Source organism: Gordonia jinhuaensis (assembly GCF_014639795.1).
In the GTDB taxonomy this organism is placed as follows: domain Bacteria; phylum Actinomycetota; class Actinomycetes; order Mycobacteriales; family Mycobacteriaceae; genus Gordonia_B; species Gordonia_B jinhuaensis.
This window is the reverse complement of sequence record NZ_BMGC01000006.1, coordinates 28,481-50,014: the sequence shown is the minus strand read 5'-3', so window position 1 is coordinate 50,014 and position 21,534 is coordinate 28,481. Positions and strand designations below refer to the sequence as shown.

Genomic DNA, 21,534 nt, shown 5'->3' with positions numbered 1-21,534 from the left:
GACGGCGCTGCGCGCAGTCGTCGTGACGACCTGATCTGTTCGTGATGAGTCCAGCATCGCCGATTCGAGTGCCTTGCGTGCGCACCCGATGGCGCGTGTCTGGCCGGGTGGGCCCGTAGGCGGCCGGGTAACATCGCTTCTCGTGCCGGTTCCCGCTGATGGCGGTGAACTCGGCGGCCCGGTCGAAACCCCGTACCACCGTGACGCGGCGTCTGATCGCCGGCGATGCGGGGGCGTCGCGACTGTGGCCTGGCGAGTGCGAGGAGAATCTGTACCTGTGGTGAGTACCCCGGCCGACATTGATGGACGTACATCCGACGAGCAGGTTCAGGGGGCCGCCACTGCGACCGCGGGTCCGGCCGGCGGGGCACTGCGCGCCTGGCAGCGGCGAGCGCTGACCAGGTATCTGGCCACCGGGCCGAAGGATTTCCTGGCGGTGGCCACCCCGGGTGCCGGTAAGACCACCTTCGGTCTGCGCATCGCCCAGGAGCTTCTCTCGGACCGAACGGTCGAGCAGGTGACGGTCGTGGCTCCCACCGAACACCTCAAACATCAGTGGGCGGCGGCCGCGGCGCGGGTGGGTATCGCACTCGACTCGCGGTTCTCCAACTCCGCGGGTGCCACCAGCGGGGACTACCACGGTGTGGTGGTCACCTACGCACAGGTGGCCTCGCATCCGTATCGGCACCGTGTGCGCACCGAGAACCGTCGCACGCTGGTGATCCTCGACGAGATCCACCACGGCGGTGACGCCAAGAGCTGGGGTGACGGCATCCGCGAGGCGTTCTCCGATGCCGAACGCCGGCTGGCGCTGACCGGAACGCCGTTTCGCTCCGACGACAGCCCCATCCCGTTCGTCAACTACGAGCCCGACGGTGACGGCGCGATGCGCTCGCGGGCCGATCACTCGTACGGCTACTCCGACGCCCTCGCCGACGGTGTCGTGCGACCGGTGGTGTTCCTCGCCTATTCGGGTCAGGCGAGCTGGCGCACGAGCGCCGGTGAGGAGTTCACCGCGCGGTTGGGTGAACCGCTGTCGGCCGAGCAGACCGCCCGGGCGTGGCGGACTGCACTCGACCCGCACGGCGACTGGATCCCCTCGGTGCTGCAGGCCGCCGACACCCGGCTCAAACAACTGCGCGCCTCGGGTGTGCCCGATGCCGGCGGACTGGTGATCGCCACCGACCAGAAGGTCGCCCGCGACTACGCCGAACTGCTGGGTGCAATCTCGCACACTCCGGTGACGGTGGTGCTCTCCGACGACCCGACCGCATCGAAGAAGATCGAACAGTTCTCCCAGTCCGACGATCACTGGATGGTCGCGGTCCGCATGGTGTCCGAGGGTGTCGACGTGCCGCGGCTGGCCGTCGGTGTCTACGCGACGAGTGCGTCGACACCGCTGTACTTCGCGCAGGCGATCGGCCGCTTCGTGCGGTCGCGGCGGCCAGGGGAGACCGCGAGTGTCTTCCTGCCCTCGGTGCCGGTGCTGCTGCAGCTGGCCAGTCAGCTGGAGGCGCAGCGCGATCACGTGCTGGGGAAACCGCATCGCGAGTCCGACGGTCTCGACGACGCGCTGCTCGCCGATGCGCAGAAGCAGAAGGACGAGCCGGGCGAGGACGAGCCGGCGTTCCAGTCATTGCATGCCGACGCCGAACTCGACCAGGTGATCTACGACGGCGCGTCATTCGGTACGGCGACGTTCGCCGGCAGCGACGAGGAGTCGGACTATCTGGGGCTTCCCGGGCTGCTCGACGCCGAGCAGATGCGCGCGTTGCTACGAAAGCGCCAGCAGGATCAGGTGGACAACCGCACCGCTGCCGCGGCGCCGTCGGTCCCCGCACCGGCCGCCGAACCCGACACCCGGGCGAAACTCAGTGCGCTGCGCCGCGAACTGAACAGTCTGGTCGCGATGCATCACCACCGCACAGGTAAGCCGCACGGTGTGGTGCACAACGAACTGCGCGCCAAACTCGGCGGGCCGCCGACCGCGATGGCCTCGGCCGACCAGCTGCAGGAGCGGATCGCCGCGTTGCGCACCTGGCGTTGACGAATTCGCTGACGGCGACGGCGTTGGACAACCCGCCGACGCCGATGGCGTGAAAAACAACGATGCCGAACCCCTGGGGGTCCGGCATCGTTGGTGTTCGACTCACATCGAACTCGACGACTTCTTCGTCGAGGACGGTCGACTAGACGAGTTCCTCGTCGTGGGTGGTGACAGTGGCACCCATGTCGACCAGACGTGCCTCGTGCTCGTTGAAGTGGTGGCGGCAGAACAGCAGTTCACCGCCTGCCGGGAGTGTGGCGCGTACACGTGCAGCAGCGCTGCAGCGGTCACACCGATCTGCGGCAGTGAGCGGCATGGAGATCGGGGGTGTTGTGGTCACGATGTCTGGCATTGGTTCCTCCGTCCCGGGCGAGCGTTGCGCCGTCCCTTCGCGAGCTGACGCACCAGGTCTGGCGCGTCACCCTCACTCTGTCAGACGTTTGGCGGCTCGGTATTGTTCCCACCCGCATTCTGCGAGTCTCGTCACTCATCCGTTACACGGCCCGTCGCGGACGGGGATGCTCGACACAAACGCGGTGCGCGAGCAGCGGGAATCGTGCAGCAGGGAATGTGCCAGCCCAGAGATGTACCAGCCCAGAAGACATACCAGCGAGGAAGCAGGAGTCGATCGCGATGGATCAGCAGGATGAGCAGATGGGCGGTGAGAAGGCCGGTGTGGTCGTGCATCTGTGCGGGCTGGCGGCGTGGGACGAGGCCAGAACCTCAGGAGAGGTGATCCCGCCGACAGCGGCGGCCGACGGATTCATCCACCTCAGCCAGCCGCACACCGTCGCTGTGCCTGCCAACGCCTTCTACGCCGGTCGCGATGATCTGGTGCTGCTGTGGATCGACCCGGCACGCGTAGACGGTGAGATCCGCTACGAGCAGGGATCACCGCCGAGCCCGGACGGCCAGGTGTTCCCGCATCTGTACGGCCGACTGCCGGTGGCGGCGGTGACCGCGACCAGTCGCTATCTCCCCGGGGAGGGTGGGGTGTTTGTCGCGCCGGCTCTGCCACCCGAGGTCACCGACTGAGATCTCGGGCGGGTGGGCACCGACTGCGGTCCCCGACGGAGTGCAGCTGCTGGCCGTCAGCGCTCCAGCCACAGTCGCTTGCGGGAGACGGCGCGCATCCTGTCGACCCGCGCCGGTGGGACGTCGACGGGAGGGGCGACCTCAAGGCTGTTCTGCAGTGTGACGAAGAACTCGGGCACGCTGAGGCCGAACTCCGACCGGATCTGGTCGGCCGGTCCGCCGCCGTGTTCGAGCCAGCGGCTCTCGAACTCGTACAGGCGACGAGGATCGATCGGTGAGGACATGGTGATCTCCTGCATCTGGATGTGACCCGCGCGAGCGACGTCTGACCCGGTGACTCCGGCGTCAGCGCAGTGCGCGGGTGGGATCGACGTCTCGCGATGCGACGACACTGCCGGCCGGTCGCTCACGCGGAGAACCCCCCGTCGGACCTCCAGAGTGCCACGGGATCGGCCGGTCCTCGGCAACGGAACGGCAACTATTGCCGCGGTAGGTGACATCGATTCGGTGTCCCCGCGCCAGTGGTCCTGTTCCCACGCCGGTGTCCCCACGCGGCTTCCGGCGGACGCGACTGCGCCCCGTCCGAGGGGACAGGGCGCAGTCGGTGGGTCCGAACGGGTGTCGGATGGTCGCTCGGGAGGAGCGGTCAGTCCAGGTAGTCGCGGAGGACCTGAGAGCGGCTGGGGTGGCGCAGCTTCGACATCGTCTTCGACTCGATCTGGCGGATGCGTTCACGGGTCACGCCGTAGACCTGGCCGATCTCGTCGAGTGTGCGTGGCTGGCCGTCGGTGAGTCCGAAGCGCAGACGCACCACACCGGCCTCGCGTTCGGAGAGCGTGTCGAGCACCGACTGGAGCTGGTCCTGCAACAGGGTGAACGAGACGGCGTCGACGGCCACGACGGCTTCGGAGTCCTCGATGAAGTCACCGAGCTGGCTGTCGCCCTCGTCGCCGATCGTCTGGTCGAGCGAGATGGGCTCACGCGCATACTGCTGGATCTCCAGCACCTTTTCCGGCGTGATGTCCATCTCCTTCGCGAGCTCCTCGGGAGTCGGCTCGCGGCCGAGGTCCTGAAGGAGTTCGCGCTGGATGCGGCCCAGCTTGTTGATGACCTCGACCATGTGCACCGGGATGCGGATGGTGCGGGCCTGGTCGGCCATCGCGCGGGTGATCGCCTGACGGATCCACCAGGTGGCATACGTGGAGAACTTGTAACCCTTGGTGTAGTCGAACTTCTCGACTGCGCGGATCAGACCGAGGTTGCCCTCTTGAATGAGATCCAGGAAGGCCATGCCACGTCCGGTGTAGCGCTTGGCCAGCGAGACCACCAGGCGCAGGTTCGCCTCGAGCAGATGGTTTTTGGCGCGGTTGCCGTCACGTGCGATCCAGGACAGGTCGCGGCGCTGGGCCATCGTGAGCTTCTCGCTGGATTCCATGATCCGACGCATGCGCTCGGTGGCGTAGAGACCGGCTTCGATCCGCTTGGCGAGCTCGACCTCCTCCTCGGCGTTGAGCAGTGCGACCTTGCCGATCTGCTTGAGGTAGGCGCGCACCGAGTCTGCCGACGCGGTGAGTTCGGCGTCCTTGCGGGCCTGGCGCAGCGCCTCGGACTCTTCCTCGTCCCAGACGAAGTCGCCGGAGGCCTTGTCGGACTCGCTGGGTTCGACGATGCCGTCGTCTTTCTTGCCCTTGTCGGCAGCCTTCGCCGGGGTCGTGGCCGACGCTGCCGGTGCGGCGTCGTCGCCGTCGGCCTCGTCATCGTCGTCGGATGCGGCCTCGTCGCCGGCGTCCTCGGTGTCATCGTCATCATCGAGTTCGAGGTCGATGTCGGCGTCGTCACCGAGTTCGTCGGGCTCGTCGATGTCGTCGATCCCGGCGTCGCCGTCGGCATCGCTGGGTTCGACGGAGTCATCGGCCTTCTTGGCGGTCTTCGCGGTGGCCTTCTTGGCGGCCTTCTTCGCTGGTGCCTTCTTGGCCGGTGCCTTGCGAGCTGCCTTCTTCGCCGGTGCTTTCGCGGCCGGTGCCTTGGCGGCGGCGTTGGCGCCACCCTCGGCCGTTGCGGTCTCTTCCGCGTCCGACGAGACGCTCTCAGTGTCCGACAGTGCCTGGGTGGTATTCGTGGCTGCCACGTACGACCTTTCGCGACGCTTCAACTTCACTGCGCCGTTGGTGGCAGGGCACGCTGAATGTGCTGTCCGGCCGGCGCAGGTGGGGGGCTTGAGTGGTCTGGGTTAATGCCAGACCACGCCATTGTAACGACACCGAGATCGAATTCGTCGCAGCACCAGGTCAGCCGCGGTGCACACCGGCAACGAGGGCACCACAGTGCCTCGTTCGGGCAGCTGTGCCGAGTCTGCGGGATCGCACGGGATCAGGTCGGTGACCAGCCGGGAGTCCGCTCGGCATCTGGCCGGGGATCGCGAATCAGGGATATCGCGAATCAGGGATGCAGACCCTGCTCGGCGGCCATCGCCGCACCGACGATGCCCGCGGTGTTGGCCAGGCTCGCCGGCACCACCGGCACGGTGTTGGTGAGCTTGGGAATCCACTTGTCGGACTTACGGCTGATGCCACCACCGGCGATGAACAGATTCGGCCAGAACAACTTCTCGTACTCCTCGAGAACTGTCGACACGTGCTTGGCCCACTTCTTGTACGACCAGTCCTTGTCGGTCTTCACTTTGGAACTGGCCTGCTTCTCGGCTTCCTTCTTGCCCACCTGCAGGTGGCCCAGCTCGGTGTTGGGCACCAGGGTGTCGCCGACCAGCAACGCCGACCCGATGCCGGTGCCGAAGGTCAGCAGGATCACCACACCGCTGACGTCGCGGCCGGCGCCGTAACGCTGCTCGGCCATCCCCGCTGCGTCGGCGTCGTTGAGTACTGACACGTCGTCTCGATCGAGGTACTCGGTGAACAGCTGTGTGGCGTCGACACCGATCCAGGAGTCGTCGATGTTGGCGGCGGTGCGCGCCACACCGTTGGTCACCACCGCCGGAATCGTGATCCCGACCGGACCCGACCACCCGAAGTGCTCCACCACCTCGCGCACACCGCCGGCGACCCCGTCGGGTGTGGCCGGATGGGGGGTGAGGACCTTGAAACGCTCGCCCACGAGCGCTCCGGTCTCCAGATCGACGATCCCGCCCTTGATCCCCGACCCGCCCACATCGACGCCGAAACCCTGCTTGGCGCTACTGGACTGCGTGGAACGACTGCTACTGGCTTCGCCGGACATGTTGGTCCCTTCGCTGGGTACTGTGCGGTGACTGGTGATGTCGTGCACTGCGGTGTGGAGTTGTCACTGCTCGTGAGTGGTCGCTGCTGTTGAGTTGTCACTGCTCTTGCGATGTCACTGCTGTGGAGTTGTCGGGGCGGGTGGATCAGTACACGCGGTGGTGCGCGGGTACCGAGTGGTCGCTGCCATCACGAGATCGCGCGGTAGTCGACGCTGTTCACACCCTCAGGCTAGTGGGCGCACCACGGGTGCGCTGCTGATCGACGCGCACTGAATTCGCTTGACCACCCGCGAATTTCGAATTGCCGGAATTTTTCGGCGACCACCCGTCCGACATGTCCGTTCGCGGTGGGATCGCCCACGCGGGCCGCGTCTGTGTCACGGTGTGTGGGTGACTGATGAGACCCACCACGTGGGCGCGCAACTCGATGCCGATGCCGGCGCGGATGAGACCGACACGGTCGCCGCGGACCTGACGACGATCGCGCGCGGACTCGCCGAGCGCGCCGCCGACCATGTCCGTGTGCGCCGTCGCGAACTGTTCGATCGCGACTCGCGGGGCGATACCGGCGAGCCGACGGCTGCGGCCGAACTGGTCGCGACGAAGTCGAGCCCGACCGATCCGGTGACCGTCGTCGACACCGAGACCGAGGGGCTGATCCGCGGGCAGCTGGCAGACCTGCGCCCCGACGACTCGGTGCTCGGTGAGGAGGACGGCGGCAGCGTCGAGGTTCCCGATGGGGTTCGCTGGGTGATCGACCCCATCGACGGCACAGTGAACTTCCTCTACGGCGTGCCCGCCTACGCGGTGTCGATCGCCGCGCAGATCGACGGTGTGTCGGTGGCCGGAGCTGTCGCCGACGTGGCGGGCCGACGGGTGTTCTTCGCGACGCGTGGGGCTGGATCCTTCGTCGCCGATCTCGGGTCGACGTCGGCGCGTCGACTGCGGGCCTCCTCAGCCGACAGCGTTGACCTCTCGCTGGTGGCCACCGGATTCGGTTATGCCGCCGCGCGCCGCCGACGGCAGGGCCAGATCGCTGCGGCGTTGTTGCCCCGGATCCGCGACCTGCGCCGAATCGGTTCGGCCGCACTGGATCTGTGCATGGTTGCAGACGGTGTGGTCGACGCCCACTTCGAGCACGGACTGAGTCCGTGGGACTGGGCGGCAGGCTCGCTGATCGCTGAGGAGGCCGGCGCGATGCTCCGGCTCCCGTCGGCGGCCTCGCGCTCGGATGACGGTGACCTCACCCTCGCGGCGGCGCCGGGAATCGCCGAGGAGCTCACAGCGCTACTCGACGAACTCGGCGCGCTCGACCCGATCCCGAAGTGATCTCGGCAGGCAGGTGGCCGCTGCCGGACGTGGTCAGGGGGCTGACAGCCCGCCAGGACCCGACAGATCGCCAGGACCCGACACATCGACGCGATTCAGCGCATCGACAGGACTCAGCACGCGTTCTTGTGTACCGCCCGCACGAGTGAGGGATCCACCGCGGTCTTCGCATTGTTCGGGTCGGCGGTACGCAATGCATCGAGCGCTGCCTGGGCGTCCTGGGACTGTTCGGTCGAGGTGTAGTGCTCCCCGAGCGCCAGGTCGACCACCGACCCGCTGCGTCCGTCGTTGACGAGTTCGGCGCAGGGTACCGCGACCCAGACCGCCGCCGCGGCGGCCTTGGTCGCGTCGCCGAACCGGATCTGCGCGACGCAATCCATCGGGTCGGAGTAGAGGGTGTCGTCGGCGTAGGGGTCGGTGGATGCCTGCCGGAATCCCAGCGAGGTCAGGTCGTCGAGCGCGTTCTGCGCGGCACCACGCTGGCCGGAGGCGTTGAGCACGCGTACCTGGAAGGTGGACAGGGCGGCGGGCTGCTCGCCGAGCATCGACGATTCGGCGACGACGGTGTGCTTGACCGGGACGGCGTTGGCCGCGGGTGCCTGACCGGGGGTGGCAGCGGTGGGGGAGGCCGATGGGCTCGGAGGTGCCGGGCAGGCGACGGGCACGGCGCTCGACCCTCCCGAGGCGGCTGCGATGATCCAGACCACGCCCGCGATCACCAGCAGGACTACCACTAGGACGATCGCAGGCGCATAGCGTCGGCGACGATAGGGACGGCCCCGTCTGTCGGTCGGGTGTCCGGTCGTGATCTGTGAAACCACCGTCTGCCTTCCGTGTCCGGCCGCGAGCGCGATTGCGCCCTCACCTTACGGTGCCCGCGCCGCAGGATACGGAATTGAGCGACTCTTGAAATCGGGGATGTCGTTTGGTAAGTTCCGTTCGCTTTCGATGGTGATCCGCCTACACCCCCCGATCGGAAGGTGTGGCGTATTTCACAAAATCGATTGCTGGCGACGGCAACGATTTCGAGTGCCTCGTCGTTTGTGCTGTGAGCATCGTCGGGGTTCAACGTCGGCCGCGTCGATCACATCGGAACCCGTCGGTCTGAAAACCAGCCCGAACGGTTCCGCTCGGTCACAAGCCGATCAACGGACGCTGCATCGACAGAGTGAGGCAACAACATGGCTACTGATTACGACGCACCGCGCCGCACCGAGACCGAAGACCTCGGTGAGGATTCACTGGAAGAACTGAAGGCACGGCGCAGCGAGGTGCAGGCAGCTTCCGTCGATGTCGACGAAAGCGACACCGCCGAGTCCTTCGAGCTTCCCGGTGCCGACCTGTCCGGAGAGGAACTCTCCGTTCGTGTCATCCCCAAGCAGGATGACGAATTCACCTGCACGAGTTGTTTTCTGGTCTATCACCGGAGCCGGCTCGCTCGTGAGAACGGCAATTCGCGCATCTGCATCGACTGCGCATGAGGTGACGGCCGCCCGAGCGGTGGCCGCATCAGGGACGACGCCTCGCCCCGGCCCCACGTGGGACGCAGCGTCTCCGGGCGCACGACAACGAACACGGACCCCCGACCTTCTGGGGGTCCGTTTCGTTGTGTCCGAAGGTTTTTCCTGAGGAGTTCCCCTGCGAGGCCCGGGCCGGCGGCGAGGCCGCTCGGGTCGTCAGCGCAGCTGAACCTGGCCGGCCGTCACGGTGTCAGTCGTCGTGTTCGTCGCCGGTCGACCGCGACGGCGTGCCCGAATCGTTGGATTCACCCGACTCCGTCAACGCATCGCGCAGACCGAGAGCGGCGATGACGCGATCGGGATGACGGGTGCTCACCAACCAATAGGGCGTCGGGTCGTCGGGATCGTCGAGGACCACCAGCACCATCGTCTTCACCCACGCGCGATGCATCAGGTATGCGGCAGGGTCGAGCTGGCGGCCGAGAGCCGCGGACTTCGCGCTGGCAGGAACCGAGGCGGCGCGGTCGATGACCGAGACCGGCAGGCGCGCCTTGTGCGCGATCAACTCGCGATCGTCGGTGACCGACACACTCACGCGCCCCATCGACCACAGCAACCACACGGCGATCACCGCGAGGACGATGTAGGCGACGGTGCTCCAGATCTGGTGTCCCGTCGCGATTTTCACCTCATAACCGACAACGCCGACCACCACGGCCGCACAGGGCCACCACCACCACGGCACATAGAGGCGTTCGTGGTAGCGCAGCCCCGCGCGGCGGTCGCCGGGTCGGGAGTCGGGGGTCGGGGAGTCGGACACGCCGTCAGCGTAGTCTGCCCGTTGTGACCAGCGATGCACCGCTCATCGAACCGGCCGCCGCCGGCGGCGCGACGAGTCCACGGATCGACGCGGTCGAGTTCCGCCGCCTCGACGACGGAATCCCCGCGCCCCATCGAGCCCATCCCGAGGACGCCGGCGTCGACCTCTGCTCGACCAGTGACGTCACCATCGCCCCGGGTGAACGCGCGGTGGTGGGCACCGGCATCGCGATCGCGTTGCCCATCGGCACCGTGGGCCTGGTGCACCCGCGGTCGGGACTCGCCGCGCGAGCCGGACTGTCGATCGTCAACACCCCGGGCACCATCGATGCGGGGTACCGCGGCGAGATCAAGGTCTGCCTGATCAACCACGACCCCCGGTCGCCGATCGAGATCGCGCGAGGGGATCGCATCGCGCAGCTGCTCGTGCAGCGCGTGGAGTTGCCGATGTTCGTCGAGGTGGACGAACTGTCGGACACCTCGCGTGGGGACGGCGGCTACGGCAGCAGTGGCGGACATGCGCTGCTGACCGCCTCGGACGACTCGACCGCGTCGGATCCGTCGACCTCCCGGGCGGCAGGCGAGGCGGCGACTGCAGGCGAGGCGGGGACGGGGCATGAGCCCGACCACGCGCGACCCTGACCGCGAACGGCACCCAAGATCGCACCACGAACCCTCGCACCACGACCCCGCCAGCCGGTGGCCCGGCAGGCGAGTGAACCTCAACAGATCGGAAGGACATCTGATGGCTCGACGAGACGACCACACGCAGACGCCCGAGAGTGCGCCGGCGCAGATCGGTCAGGGTCTCGGTCCCTACGACATCGCCGATTTCGGCAGTGACCCGGATCTGGAGAACTCACACCTCGACCTGGGCTCGGTACTCGTCCCGGTGGTGGAGGGTGGACAGGTCACGGTCGAGATGTCGCCGGATCACCAACCGCAGGGCGTATTCCTGGTGACGCCCTATGGGCGTATCAACGTGGCCGCCTTCGCCGCCCCCCGTAGTCCGGGACTGTGGCGCGAGGTGGTCAAGGAGCTGTCGGAGTCGTTGCGCAACGACGGTGCCACCGTCACCACCTCCGACGGTCACTGGGGACGTGAGGTCGACGCCGAGATCGCCGGCGGACGACACCACTTCATCGGCGTCGACGGACCGCGATGGCTGGTTCGCTGCGTGGCAAGCGGCCCGGTGGAGTCCTCTGAACAACTCATCCCGATCGCCCGTGCGGTGTTGAGCGAATCGGTGGTGCGTCGCGGAACAGAGCCGGCGCCACCGCGTGAGCCGCTGCCCGTGGTGTTGCCGCCGGTACTCGCCGAGCAGGTGGCGGCCGCCCAGCAGCAGATGATGGAGCAGGCGGCGTCGGGCGAGGGTCCCAACCCGTTCGTGGAGGGGGCTGTGGCCATCGACGAGAACGGTGAGGTCTCCGACGGCTCGGCGATGCGTCAGCTGCGCGACCAGCAGGGTGGCGATCGCTGAGATCCGGTGGTCTCGGGTGCGCGGGCGGCAGGGTGTGCCACCACGGTTCCCAGACGCGGCGTGCAACGGATGTCTGCGCAGCTCAGAGCTGGTTTTCAGGATGCTTCGCCAGCCGCGAACACGCCGGTCTTGGCCTTGGTGTCCCATCGGGTCTACAGTGGCGTGGATGAGCACGAGGACCGTGCCTGTGACGAGGTTTTCCCGGTCCGAAATGCCCTGAAAGTCGGCCCGGGCCGTTGTGGTGCGAACAAGCGTCGTCATCGCCGTGATCCGGGCTCACAGCCCGCCGGGTGGCCCCGGCACGACGTCACGTCAGCAGCCCACCACACACTCACACACCACTAAGAGGTAGCCATGAGCGCGACCGGATATCTCAAGCGACTGGGTCGCCGGCTCACCGAGGATCTCGACACCCTCGACGCCGAAGAGATCTCACAGGAGTCCAAGGCCGCCGGTGCGCGTAGCGCCGCCGACTGTGTCCGCGGCGAGGATGCCGTGATGCAGGGCGAGCTACGTTCGGTCGAGACTTGCTCGAAGGCGGCCAAGACCGGCGTCGCCGCGGAGTTCTTCGACGGGTCGGGGACCGTCACCCTCAAGTGGATGGGCCGACACCGGATCCCCGGCATCGAACCGGGCCGTAAGGTCGTGGTCCGTGGCCGCGTCGGCGAAAAGGACGGCCGCAAGGTGATGTACAACCCGTACTACGAGCTCCTCGGCGACGAATGACGACGCCGTCGGGACCCGGCTGAGTACGGGAACCGACGTAGGTGAGGACATGCTCGAGCAGTGACTGACGATATCGACGACGCGCGCGACGATCGCACTGACGACCGACGGCAGCCGCCGGCCGTTTCCGACGGCACTTCTGCGTCGTCAGACGCGGCAGGTGCGCACCAAACTGTCCCGGCCGGGCAGCGCTCGCACAATCCCGACCAGTTCGATCCCGACCAGTTCGATCCCGCTGACGATCCGCGTGTCGAACTCGTCGAGGCGGAGGAGGAATCGGCCACTCTGCTCGAGCAGATGGGCGGTATCTCCGGCCTCATCTACACCACCATCCCCATCCTGGTCTTCGTGCCGGCCAATGCGATCTGGAATCTGAAGGTCGCGATCATCGCAGCGCTCGCGGCGGCCGCGGTGATCCTGGTGATCCGGCTGGTGCGTCGCGACAAGCTGCAGCCCGCCGTCTCGGGATTCATCGGCGTGGCGATCTGCGCCTATATCGCCCACCGCACCGGGTCGGCGAAGGGATACTTCCTCTTCGGCATCTGGACCACGTTGGTCTATGCGGTCATCTTCGTGCTCTCGATCGTGGTGCGGTGGCCGCTGGTCGGGGTGATCTGGAACGGGATCAACGGCGCCGGGTCGAGCTGGCGCCACCGCCGGCGTACGCGTCTTGCCTATGACATCGCCACCGCGGTGTGGGCGGCGCTGTTCGCGATCCGTTATCTCGTGCAGTCATTCCTCTACGACCACAACCAGACCGGCTGGCTGGCGGCCGCGCGTATCGGGATGGGGTGGCCGCTCACCGCGGTCGCGGTCCTGGCCACGGTGCTGTTGGTGCGCCACGCCGATCGGGAGAACGGACGCGAAGCCCTCGCCGACGAGTCGGCCGCCGATGAGTCCGGCGCCGACGGAACCGGTCCGGCGCGAGACACCGCGGCCGAGCGCACCACCGCCGAGCGCGACGCCTGAACCGGGTCGAGCGCTGCGGACGCGGTGATACCGGCCGCCGATACCGGCAATCGCCGGCAGCGTCCTCAGGCGACGATGATCGCCTTGCGCAGGGGTTCCTCACCACCGTGTTCGACGATGAACACGAGTTCGTCGCCACCCTCCACCGGGTCGTCGGCCTGCGGCACGATCACCCGGCCGCCCCGCAGGATCGCGACCAGTGCGGCGTCACGGGGTAGTTCGAGTTTGCCGACGGGGCGTCCGGCCAGCGCGGTGTTGTCGGGCAGCGTCATCTCCACGAGGTTGGCCTGTCCCTGGCGGAAGGTCATCAGCCGCACCAGATCCCCGACCGACACGGCCTCCTCCACGAGGGAGGCGAGGATGCGTGGGGTCGACACGGCCACGTCGACGCCCCAGTCCTCGCCGAACAGCCATTCGTTGCGCGGGTCGTTGATACGCGCCACCACACGATCGACGGCGAACTCGGTCTTGGCCAGCAGGCTGACCACCAGATTCGCCTTGTCGTCGCCGGTCGCGGCGACCACCACGTCGAAGGTCTCCAGATGGGCGCGTTCGAGGTTCTCCAACTCGCAGGCGTCGGCGTAGACCCACGTCGCACCCGGGACGGCGGTCTCGTCGATGTGGTCGATGTCGCGCTCGAGCAGTAACACCTCGTGGGAGTTCTCGATGAGCTCGCGGGCGATGGAACGGCCCACCGCTCCGGCTCCGGCGATGGCCACCTTCATGATGTGGGCTCCTGGGTCTGTCAGGTCGGGTTGGTCAGATCAGGTCGGGTCAGGTCAGGATCGCGCGGGTCATCTCTCGTTCGGCCGGCCCTCGTTCAGTCGACCCTCGTTCAGTCGACATCGTCGGGACGCCGCCCCGCGATCGCCTGTGCGACGGTGTCGAGTTCGGTGCGCAGCGCCGCGACGTAGATCGTGTCGCCGTGCTGCAGCACGCTCTTGGACTCGGGCAGGATCGACCGGCCCTGACGTTTGAGGAAGGCCACCCGGCCGCCGGTGGCCTGCTGGAACCGGGCGAGCGGGGTGCCCACCCACGATTCGTCGTAGGGCAACAGTGTCACGGTCACCTCGCCGGTCGGGTCGACCCAGCCGGCGGCGTTCTCGCCCCGCTCGCCGAGTGCGCTGACGAAGCGTTCGGTGGTCCAGGGGACGGTTGCGACGGTGGGGATCCCCAGCCGTTCGTAGACCGCGGCGCGGCGCGCGTCGTAGATCCGCGCGACCACACGCTCGACGTCGAACAGTTCCCGCGCCACCCGCGCGGAGATGATGTTGGAGTTGTCGCCGGAGGAGACCGCGGCGAAAGCGTCGGCGGTCTCGATGCCGGCGGCGCGCAGCACCTCCCGGTCGAAGCCCACACCCTTGACCCGGCGACCGGTGAAGGAGTCGCCGAGGCGGCGAAACGCGGAGGGGTCCTTGTCCACCACGGACACCTCGTGACCTGCGTTGTTCATCGCCAGCGCCAGCGACGAACCCACGCGTCCGCACCCCATGATCACGACCTGCACACCATCTCCTCGTCCGGCTGCTGCGACTGTGGCGACACCGCTGCGACCCGGTGACCGGACGGCGGTGTCGCCACTCAGTATCACCCGCGCGTTGTCGAACCGGTGCCCGGCATGGCTTTCGCCCAGGCGAGGTCCTAGTCTTTGCGGAGTGTCAACGGTCTCCAAGGTGTCGGTAGCGGCCAAACGGCTGGTTCTCGGGCGCCCATTCCGCAGCGACAAACTGGGTCACACCCTGCTGCCCAAACGCGTCGCACTCCCGGTGTTCGCATCCGACGCGATGAGCTCGGTGGCCTACGCCCCGCAGGAGATCTTCCTGGTGCTCTCCACGGCCGGGCTGACCGCCTACAGCTACAGCATCTGGATCGGCATCGCGGTGGCCGTGGTGATGGCGGTGGTGGTCGCGAGCTACCGGCAGAACGTCCACGCCTACCCCTCGGGCGGCGGCGATTTCGAGGTCGCCACGGTCAACCTCGGGCCCAAGGCCGGTCTGGTGGTCGGGTCGGCGCTGCTGGTCGACTACGTGCTGACGGTTGCGGTGTCGATCTCGTCGGCCGCGGAGAACATCGGCTCGGCGATCCCCTTCGTCGAGGCCCACCGGGTAATCCTGTGTGTGCTGGTGATCGTCTTCCTGGCGGCCATCAACCTGCGCGGCATCAAGGAATCCGGTGCCGCGCTGGCGATCCCCACCTATGCCTTCGTGGCCGGGGTGATGGTGATGCTGGTGTGGGGTTTCGTCGACATCTACGGCTTCGGCCATCACCTCAAGGCCGAGACCGCCTCCTACGGCCTGCACGCCGAACATCCCGGACTCAAGGGCTTCGCCTACCTGTTCTTGATCGCCCGGGCGTTCTCCTCGGGTGCGGCGGCGCTGACCGGTGTGGAGGCGATCAGCAACGGTGTGCCGGCGTTCCGCAAGCCGAAGTCGCGCAACGCCGCGACCACGCTGCTGATGCTGGGCGTGCTGGCGATCACGTTGTTGCTGGGCATCATCGAGCTCGCCCGCGTGATCGGCGTCAAATACGTCTCCGATCCGGCGCGCGATCTGATCGGCGCACCCGAGGGCTATCAGCAGAAGTCGGTGATCGCCCAGCTCGCCGAGACGGTCTTCCACTCGTTCACGCCGGGCTTCTACTTCATCGCGGTGGTCACCGCACTGATCCTGGCGCTGGCGGCCAACACCGCATTCAACGGCTTCCCGGTGCTCGGTTCGGTTCTGGCGCAGGCCCGCTACCTGCCGCGGCAGCTCTACACGCGCGGCGACCGACTGGCCTTCTCCAACGGCATCATCTTCCTGGCGGTGGCCGCGATCATCTTCGTGGTCGCGTTCAAGGCCGAGGTGACCTCGCTGATCCAGCTCTACATCGTCGGCGTCTTCGTGGCGTTCACACTCAGCCAGACCGGGATGGTGCGGCACTGGACGCGACTGCTGCGCACCGAGACCGATCCGGCCGCGCGCAGCCGCATGCAGCGGTCCCGTGTCATCAACACCATCGGCCTGGTCATGACCGGCACGGTGCTGGTGATCGTGCTCATCACGAAGTTCACCGCCGGTGCGTGGATCGCCATCGTCGCGATGGTCGCGGTGTTCGTCCTGATGCAGGCGATCCACCGGCACTACATGTCGGTGCAGGCCGAACTCGACGAGTCCGACTACGAGGCGGTGCTGCCCAGCCGCACCCACGCGATCGTGTTGGTGTCCAAGCTGCACCTGCCGACCAAACGAGCGCTGATCTACGCGCGCGCCACACGGCCCGACACGCTCGAGGCGATCACCGTCAACGTCGACGAGGCCGACACCCGTCAGCTCGTCAACGAGTGGGAGAGCAGCGACATCAACGTGCCGCTCAAGGTCATCGCCTCGCCCTATCGTGAGGTCACCCGGCCGGTGGTGGACTATGTGCGCCGGGTCCGCAAGGAGTCCCCGCGCGACGTCATCACGGTGTTCATTCCTGAATACGTGGTCGGTCACTGGTGGGAGCAGATCCTGCACAACCAGTCGGCGCTGCGTCTGAAGACCCGTCTGCTCTTCGAGCCGGGGGTGATGGTCACCTCGGTGCCGTGGCAGCTGACCTCCTCGGCGCGACGCAAACAGACCGAGGATCAGCCGTTCGTCGGACCGGGGGACACCCGTCGCGGGATGGGCGGGGTGAGTCCGGACTCCTCGGTGTCGGCCCCGGCGACCGAACGCCGTAAGCGCGGCGGGACCGACCGGGATGTGAGTCGGTCGCGGTGAGCACCACGTCGATGCCGCCGGAGTCCTCCAGGGACAGCGCATTCGAGGTGCGCATCACCGCACCGGGCCATCTCGGTATCGGGATCGGCCGCCACGACGGGCGGGTGGTGTTCGTGCGCGACGTGCTGCCCGGCGAGCTGGTGCGCGTGACACCCGTCGACGATCGTGGCTCATTCGTGCGGGCCCGACTGCTCGACATCATCGAGCCCTCCGCCGATCGCATCCCGATCGCATGTCCGGCCGCTGCGCGCGGGGCCGGCTGCTGCGATCAGGCATATGTCACCGCCGCCGCGTCACGGCGGCTCAAACGCGAGGTGCTCGCCGACCAATTGCGCCGCATCGCCCATCTCGACGTCGACGCCTCGCCTCCGGGGCCGCTGCTCGGCGACGTCGAACGGATCGATCCGCAGATCCCGCTCGAGGCGGTCGTCGAGACCCAGTGGCGTACCCGCATGCGTTTCGCCCTCGACGCCGACGGCAGACTCGGTCTGCGCGTGCGGGAGAGCGACACCGTCGTCGAGGGCACCGACTGCGCACAGCCGGTCGCCGGTCTCACCGACGATCTCGAGGCTGCCGTCGCGGCCGGTCTTCACAGTCCGCCGGCGGGGACCGAGGTGGTCGTCGGGGTCGGCGACGGCGGGCGACGATCGGTGGTGGCGGTGGCCCCGCACCGTCGTGCCCACGACCGTCGCCGCGGCTCGGCCCGCCAGCATGCGCAGCGCCGACGCGCCCAGTCGGCCGCAGGACATGACCGCAGGCTGATCGCGGGGGAGCCGACACTGGTACAGACGGTGGGCGGACGGGTCTTCGAGGTGCCGGCCGACGGCTTCTGGCAGGCCCACCGCGGCGCTCCGGCGCGCTATGGGCAGGTGGTGGCGAGCTTCGCCGAGCAGGCCGCGGCCGACGCGCGGGTCGTCTGGGATCTCTACGGCGGTGTCGGGGTGCTCGGCGGGGCGGTGCTCGACACGCTCACCTCCGTGCGCTCCCTGACGATCGCCGACGCCGACGCCCGCGCCATCGACATCGCCGCTCAGACCTACGCCGGCGACGAGCGGGTGAGCACGGTGGCCGGACCCACCGTGCGCGCAACCGCCGATCTGCCCGCACCCGACCTGGTCGTCGCCGACCCGCCCCGGTCGGGGGCCGGATCGGCCGACGTGGCCGCGATCTGCGCTGCCCGACCAGGTGCGGTGATCCACGTGGGCTGTGATCCGGCGTCCTTCGCCCGCGACGTCGGTCTCTATGCCGCCCACGGCTACCGGATCAGCGCGCTGCGCGCATTCGACGCGTTCCCGCTCACCCATCACGTCGAGGCGATCGCGCTGCTCACGCCGAGCTGAGCAGGCGATGGTGTGGGACGCATGCGGTGCGCCGGGGCACCCGCGGGTCGGCCTCGCCGCGATTGTCGGCGCGTGCGCCGTAGACTGTTCGGCACATGGCCTCACGTAGAAGGAGCTCGTGCCGGTGTCAGTCCTTGATTCGGTTTCCACCCCCGCCGATCTGAAAGGACTCACGCCCGAACAGCTCGACGAACTCGCCGGAGAGATCCGCGAGTTCCTCATCGCCAAGGTCTCAGCCACCGGCGGTCACCTCGGTCCCAACCTCGGCGTCGTCGAACTGACGATCGCGATGCATCGTGTCTTCGATTCGCCCACCGACGCGGTCCTCTTCGACACCGGACATCAGTCCTACGTCCACAAGATCCTCACCGGACGCGCAGCCGGGTTCGACCAGTTGCGTCAGCGCGGCGGACTGTCGGGCTATCAGGATCGTGCCGAGAGCGAACACGACTGGGTGGAGTCCTCGCACGCCTCGGCCGCACTGTCCTATGCCGACGGCCTGTCCAAGGCCTTCGAACTCGCCGGCGAGGACCGCCACGTGGTGGCGGTGGTCGGTGACGGTGCGCTGACCGGCGGGATGTGCTGGGAGGCGCTCAACAACATCGCCGGCGCACAGCGGCCGGTGGTGATCGTGGTCAACGACAACGGCCGCTCCTACGCGCCGACGATCGGCGGATTCGCGCGGCATCTGTCGGGTCTGCGCCTGCGCCCCAGCTACGAGAAGGTGCTCGACGAGAGCAGGCGGATGCTCCAGCAGCTGCCGGTGGTGGGTTCGACGGCGTATGCGGTGCTGCACGGGATGAAGACCGGGGTCCGCGATCTCATCGCACCGCAGGCGATGTTCACCGAACTGGGGCTGAAATACGTCGGGCCGGTCGACGGCCACGATCTGGTCGCCCTCGAGCAGGCATTCTCACGGGCCAAGGCCTTCGGTGCGCCGGTCATCGTGCACACCGTGACCCGCAAGGGCAACGGGTACGCGCCCGCCGAGAACGACGAAGCCGACCAGATGCACTCCACCGGGATCATCGACCCGCTCACCGGTCGCCCGACGAGTGTCCCCCCGCAGGACTGGACCTCGGTCTTCTCCGGCGCGCTCATCGACGCCGGGAGCACACGCGAGGATGTGGTGGCGATCACCGCCGCGATGGGCGGCCCCACCGGACTCGCCGCATTCGGGGACCGCTATCCCGACCGGCTGTTCGACGTGGGTATCGCCGAACAGCACGCGCTCACCTCGGCTGCCGGACTCGCCGCGGGCGGCCTGCACCCGGTGGTGGCCATCTACTCGACATTCCTCAACCGCGCCTTCGACCAGCTGTTGATGGATGTGGCGCTGCTCAAGATGCCGGTCACCCTGGTGCTCGACCGCGCCGGGATCACCGGCCCCGACGGCCCCAGCCACCACGGCATGTGGGATCTGTCGCTGCTGTCACTGGTACCGGGCATGCGGGTGGCGGCCCCGCGCGACGCGATGCGGCTGCGCGAGGAGCTCGGCGAGGCGCTGGAGGTGTCCGACGGGCCCACCGCGCTGCGCTTCCCCAAGGGTGCGGTGCCCGAGGACATCCGGGCGGTGTCGCGTCTGGCCGATGGCGTCGACGTCTTGCACCGCCCGCCGCGCGACGCCCACGACGACGTGCTGATCGTCGCGGTCGGCGCATTCGCCGGCCTGGCGGTCGAGACCGCCGAGGGATTGTCCCGTGAGGGTTTCGGCGTGACCGTCGTCGATCCCCGCTGGGTGCTGCCCGTACCCGACTCGGTGGTCGAGCTCGCGGGTCGTCACCGACTGGTGGTGACCCTGGAGGACAGCGGTGTACAGGGCGGCGTCGGAGCGGCCGTCGACGTGCGCCTGCGCGAAGCCGGCATCACCACGCCGGTCATCCACCGTGGCATCAACCAGGATTTCATCGCCCACGCCTCGCGTTCGCAGATCCTCGCCGATCTCGGACTCACGGCCAAGGCGCTGACCCAGATGATCACCGGCGCCGCGTCGGGTCTGTCGACCGAGCCGCTGTCCGGTGACACCGGACGGTCACCGGAGGCCGGCGGATCGAGCGCGGTCAGTCACTCAGAGCGTCAGTGATCGGCTCGACGGTGAGCGTGCGCTGCCAGTTGCGGGCGTGCGCGGCCGCCAGCTCCGAGTCGACCGCCTCGACGGTCAGCGGCCCCTCGACGCCACGCCAGCACAGCCCGCGCACAGTGTCGGGGGCCAGTAGATTCTCCACCGGCACCTCGACCTCCTCGGCGATCTGCACCAACGTCGGACGGACGCGCGAATAGCGTTGGGCGGCTTCGGGATTGCGTGACTCCCAGCGGCTGGTCGGGGGGATGGCGCCGGTGTGCCGACGTCGGGGCAACTGCGAGTCGGGCAGGGCGCGCGCCCGGGCGATCGCCGCATACCACTCGCCGGCCGAACGACGCTGACGTGAGCCGCCGAAGACGGGCAGGCGAGTCAGCTCCTGCGGGCTCGCGACATCGGAGACCGCTGCGGCGATGATCGCCGAATCGGGCAGCACCCGGCCGGGCGCGATGTCGCGGCGCTGCGCCATCGCCTCGCGGGTCTCCCACAGCGACTTGATGATCGCGAGCTGGCGGGGATTCTTGATCTTGTGGATCCCCGAGGTGCGCAGCCAGCGGTCCTGACGCGGCGGCGGGGCCGGCTTGGTGCGCACGTATTCGAACTCCTCGCGCGCCCAGTCGAGTTTGCCGTTCTCCTCCAGCGCCGCGGCGACCGCGTCGCGCAGTTCGACGAGGACCTCGACGTCGAGTGCCGCGTAGTTGAGCCAGTCGTCGGGCAACGGGCGTGTCGACCAGTCGGCGGCGCCATGCCCCTTCGCCAGCCCCAGACCCAGGAAGTGGGCGACCATCGTCGCGAGGTTCACCTTGGGCAGGTTCAGCAGCCGTCCGCCGAGTTCGGTGTCGAACAGGCTCGCGCAATGCAGGCCCAGCTCCCGCAACGACGGAAGGTCCTGGTCGGCGGCATGAAGCACCCATTCCGGACCGTCGAGCGCCTCGGCGAGCGGACGCAGCGCGTCGGGATGCTCGATCGGGTCGATGAGATGAATGCCCGCCCCGGCGCGCCGGATCTGCACCAGATAGGCGCGAGGGGAGTAGCGGAAGCCCGACGCCCGCTCGGTGTCGAGTGCGACCGGACCGGACCCGTGCGCCAGCGCGTCGGCAGTGTGCGCGAAGTCGTCGGCGGAGGTCTCCACCGGTGGCACGCCTTCTGCGGGATGTTCCAGCGGGGTCGGTTCGGGCTCGGCGTGCGCCGCGACGGTGTCGGTCGGGGTCGATGATTCGCCGTGGCGGTCGTCGGAGCCGGTGTCGTGTGTTTCGTTGACGCTCATCGCCGCC

General features: G+C 68.1%; 19 protein-coding genes and 1 pseudogene. 11 read left to right on the top strand and 9 right to left on the bottom strand.

Annotation, left to right across the window (positions count from 1 at the left end):
* Positions 1-370 precede the first annotated feature (370 nt).
* Positions 371-2,047: a DEAD/DEAH box helicase gene (locus IEW22_RS06145; protein WP_229742242.1), complete on the top strand. Its 1,677-nt coding sequence runs from the start codon at positions 371-373 to the stop codon at positions 2,045-2,047.
* A gap of 142 nt (positions 2,048-2,189) precedes the next feature.
* Here IEW22_RS06145 and IEW22_RS06140 read toward each other — a convergent pair whose 3' ends face one another.
* Positions 2,190-2,399 carry a DUF7455 domain-containing protein gene (locus IEW22_RS06140; RefSeq protein WP_188585724.1) on the bottom strand — a complete coding sequence of 70 codons (210 nt, stop codon included), beginning with the start codon at positions 2,397-2,399 and terminating at the stop codon, positions 2,190-2,192.
* A 281-nt stretch (positions 2,400-2,680) separates the two neighbouring features.
* Here IEW22_RS06140 and IEW22_RS06135 point away from each other — a divergent pair, with 281 nt between their 5' ends.
* Complete coding sequence (locus tag IEW22_RS06135) at positions 2,681-3,082, top strand: DUF952 domain-containing protein (protein WP_229742222.1); 402 nt, start codon at positions 2,681-2,683, stop codon at positions 3,080-3,082.
* A gap of 56 nt (positions 3,083-3,138) precedes the next feature.
* Here the strand turns inward: IEW22_RS06135 and IEW22_RS06130 are convergent, their stop codons facing one another.
* The 3 genes and pseudogenes from IEW22_RS06130 to ppgK all read right to left on the bottom strand — a co-directional run bounded on the left by IEW22_RS06130 (position 3,139) and on the right by ppgK (position 6,316).
* The gene (locus IEW22_RS06130; RefSeq protein ID WP_188585723.1) at positions 3,139-3,366 is read right to left on the bottom strand and encodes a DUF3263 domain-containing protein; all 228 of its coding nucleotides are present in this window, start codon (positions 3,364-3,366) and stop codon (positions 3,139-3,141) included.
* 362 nt (positions 3,367-3,728) lie between these two features.
* A pseudogene (locus IEW22_RS06125) lies at positions 3,729-5,279 on the bottom strand (RNA polymerase sigma factor); the annotation flags it as partial.
* 242 nt (positions 5,280-5,521) lie between these two features.
* Entirely contained in the window at positions 5,522-6,316 is a 795-nt protein-coding gene (ppgK, locus tag IEW22_RS06120) for a polyphosphate--glucose phosphotransferase (protein ID WP_188585722.1), read from the bottom strand.
* Between the two features lie 412 nt (positions 6,317-6,728).
* Here ppgK and IEW22_RS06115 point away from each other — a divergent pair, with 412 nt between their 5' ends.
* Positions 6,729-7,646 (top strand): inositol monophosphatase family protein, encoded by a 918-nt coding sequence (locus IEW22_RS06115; protein WP_188585840.1) that lies wholly within the window; start codon positions 6,729-6,731, stop codon positions 7,644-7,646.
* A gap of 113 nt (positions 7,647-7,759) precedes the next feature.
* On the opposite strand, the gene cei is transcribed toward IEW22_RS06115, so the two are convergent.
* Positions 7,760-8,467 (bottom strand): envelope integrity protein Cei, encoded by a 708-nt coding sequence (gene cei / locus IEW22_RS06110; protein ID WP_188585721.1) that lies wholly within the window; start codon positions 8,465-8,467, stop codon positions 7,760-7,762.
* A gap of 360 nt (positions 8,468-8,827) precedes the next feature.
* On the opposite strand from cei, the gene IEW22_RS06105 reads away from it, so the two are divergent.
* Positions 8,828-9,127: a DUF4193 domain-containing protein gene (locus IEW22_RS06105; protein WP_188585720.1), complete on the top strand. Its 300-nt coding sequence runs from the start codon at positions 8,828-8,830 to the stop codon at positions 9,125-9,127.
* A gap of 229 nt (positions 9,128-9,356) precedes the next feature.
* Here the strand turns inward: IEW22_RS06105 and IEW22_RS06100 are convergent, their stop codons facing one another.
* Positions 9,357-9,926, bottom strand: a complete 570-nt coding sequence (locus IEW22_RS06100; RefSeq protein WP_188585719.1) for a DUF3093 domain-containing protein — start codon at positions 9,924-9,926, stop codon at positions 9,357-9,359.
* A 44-nt stretch (positions 9,927-9,970) separates the two neighbouring features.
* On the opposite strand from IEW22_RS06100, the gene dut reads away from it, so the two are divergent.
* The 4 genes from dut (at position 9,971) to IEW22_RS06080 (ending at position 13,100) form a co-directional block, all read left to right on the top strand.
* Positions 9,971-10,567, top strand: a complete 597-nt coding sequence (gene dut / locus IEW22_RS06095) for a dUTP diphosphatase (protein WP_373284143.1) — start codon at positions 9,971-9,973, stop codon at positions 10,565-10,567.
* Between the two features lie 103 nt (positions 10,568-10,670).
* Entirely contained in the window at positions 10,671-11,405 is a 735-nt protein-coding gene (locus IEW22_RS06090; RefSeq protein WP_188585718.1) for a DUF3710 domain-containing protein, read from the top strand.
* A 354-nt stretch (positions 11,406-11,759) separates the two neighbouring features.
* Positions 11,760-12,131, top strand: coding sequence for an OB-fold nucleic acid binding domain-containing protein (locus IEW22_RS06085; protein ID WP_188585717.1), 372 nt, complete (start codon positions 11,760-11,762; stop codon positions 12,129-12,131).
* Between the two features lie 297 nt (positions 12,132-12,428).
* Entirely contained in the window at positions 12,429-13,100 is a 672-nt protein-coding gene (locus IEW22_RS06080) for a DUF3159 domain-containing protein (RefSeq protein WP_188585838.1), read from the top strand.
* A 65-nt stretch (positions 13,101-13,165) separates the two neighbouring features.
* Here the strand turns inward: IEW22_RS06080 and IEW22_RS06075 are convergent, their stop codons facing one another.
* Together IEW22_RS06075 and IEW22_RS06070 are read right to left on the bottom strand one after the other, a co-directional pair.
* Positions 13,166-13,825: a potassium channel family protein gene (locus tag IEW22_RS06075; protein ID WP_188585716.1), complete on the bottom strand. Its 660-nt coding sequence runs from the start codon at positions 13,823-13,825 to the stop codon at positions 13,166-13,168.
* 110 nt (positions 13,826-13,935) lie between these two features.
* Positions 13,936-14,607, bottom strand: a complete 672-nt coding sequence (locus IEW22_RS06070; protein ID WP_188585715.1) for a potassium channel family protein — start codon at positions 14,605-14,607, stop codon at positions 13,936-13,938.
* Positions 14,608-14,755: 148 nt separating this feature from the next.
* Between IEW22_RS06070 and IEW22_RS06065 the strand changes: the two genes are divergently transcribed.
* From IEW22_RS06065 to dxs, 3 genes are all read left to right on the top strand, one after another.
* Positions 14,756-16,840: an APC family permease gene (locus IEW22_RS06065; RefSeq protein WP_188585714.1), complete on the top strand. Its 2,085-nt coding sequence runs from the start codon at positions 14,756-14,758 to the stop codon at positions 16,838-16,840.
* Positions 16,837-18,180 carry a class I SAM-dependent RNA methyltransferase gene (locus IEW22_RS06060; RefSeq protein ID WP_188585713.1) on the top strand — a complete coding sequence of 448 codons (1,344 nt, stop codon included), beginning with the start codon at positions 16,837-16,839 and terminating at the stop codon, positions 18,178-18,180. Before IEW22_RS06065 ends, IEW22_RS06060 begins: the two co-directional genes overlap by 4 nt.
* A gap of 124 nt (positions 18,181-18,304) precedes the next feature.
* Positions 18,305-20,263: a 1-deoxy-D-xylulose-5-phosphate synthase gene (gene dxs / locus IEW22_RS06055; RefSeq protein WP_188585712.1), complete on the top strand. Its 1,959-nt coding sequence runs from the start codon at positions 18,305-18,307 to the stop codon at positions 20,261-20,263.
* Here dxs and IEW22_RS06050 read toward each other — a convergent pair.
* Positions 20,241-21,527, bottom strand: a complete 1,287-nt coding sequence (locus IEW22_RS06050; RefSeq protein WP_188585711.1) for a ribonuclease D — start codon at positions 21,525-21,527, stop codon at positions 20,241-20,243. The genes dxs and IEW22_RS06050 overlap by 23 nt on opposite strands.
* Positions 21,528-21,534 lie beyond the last annotated feature (7 nt).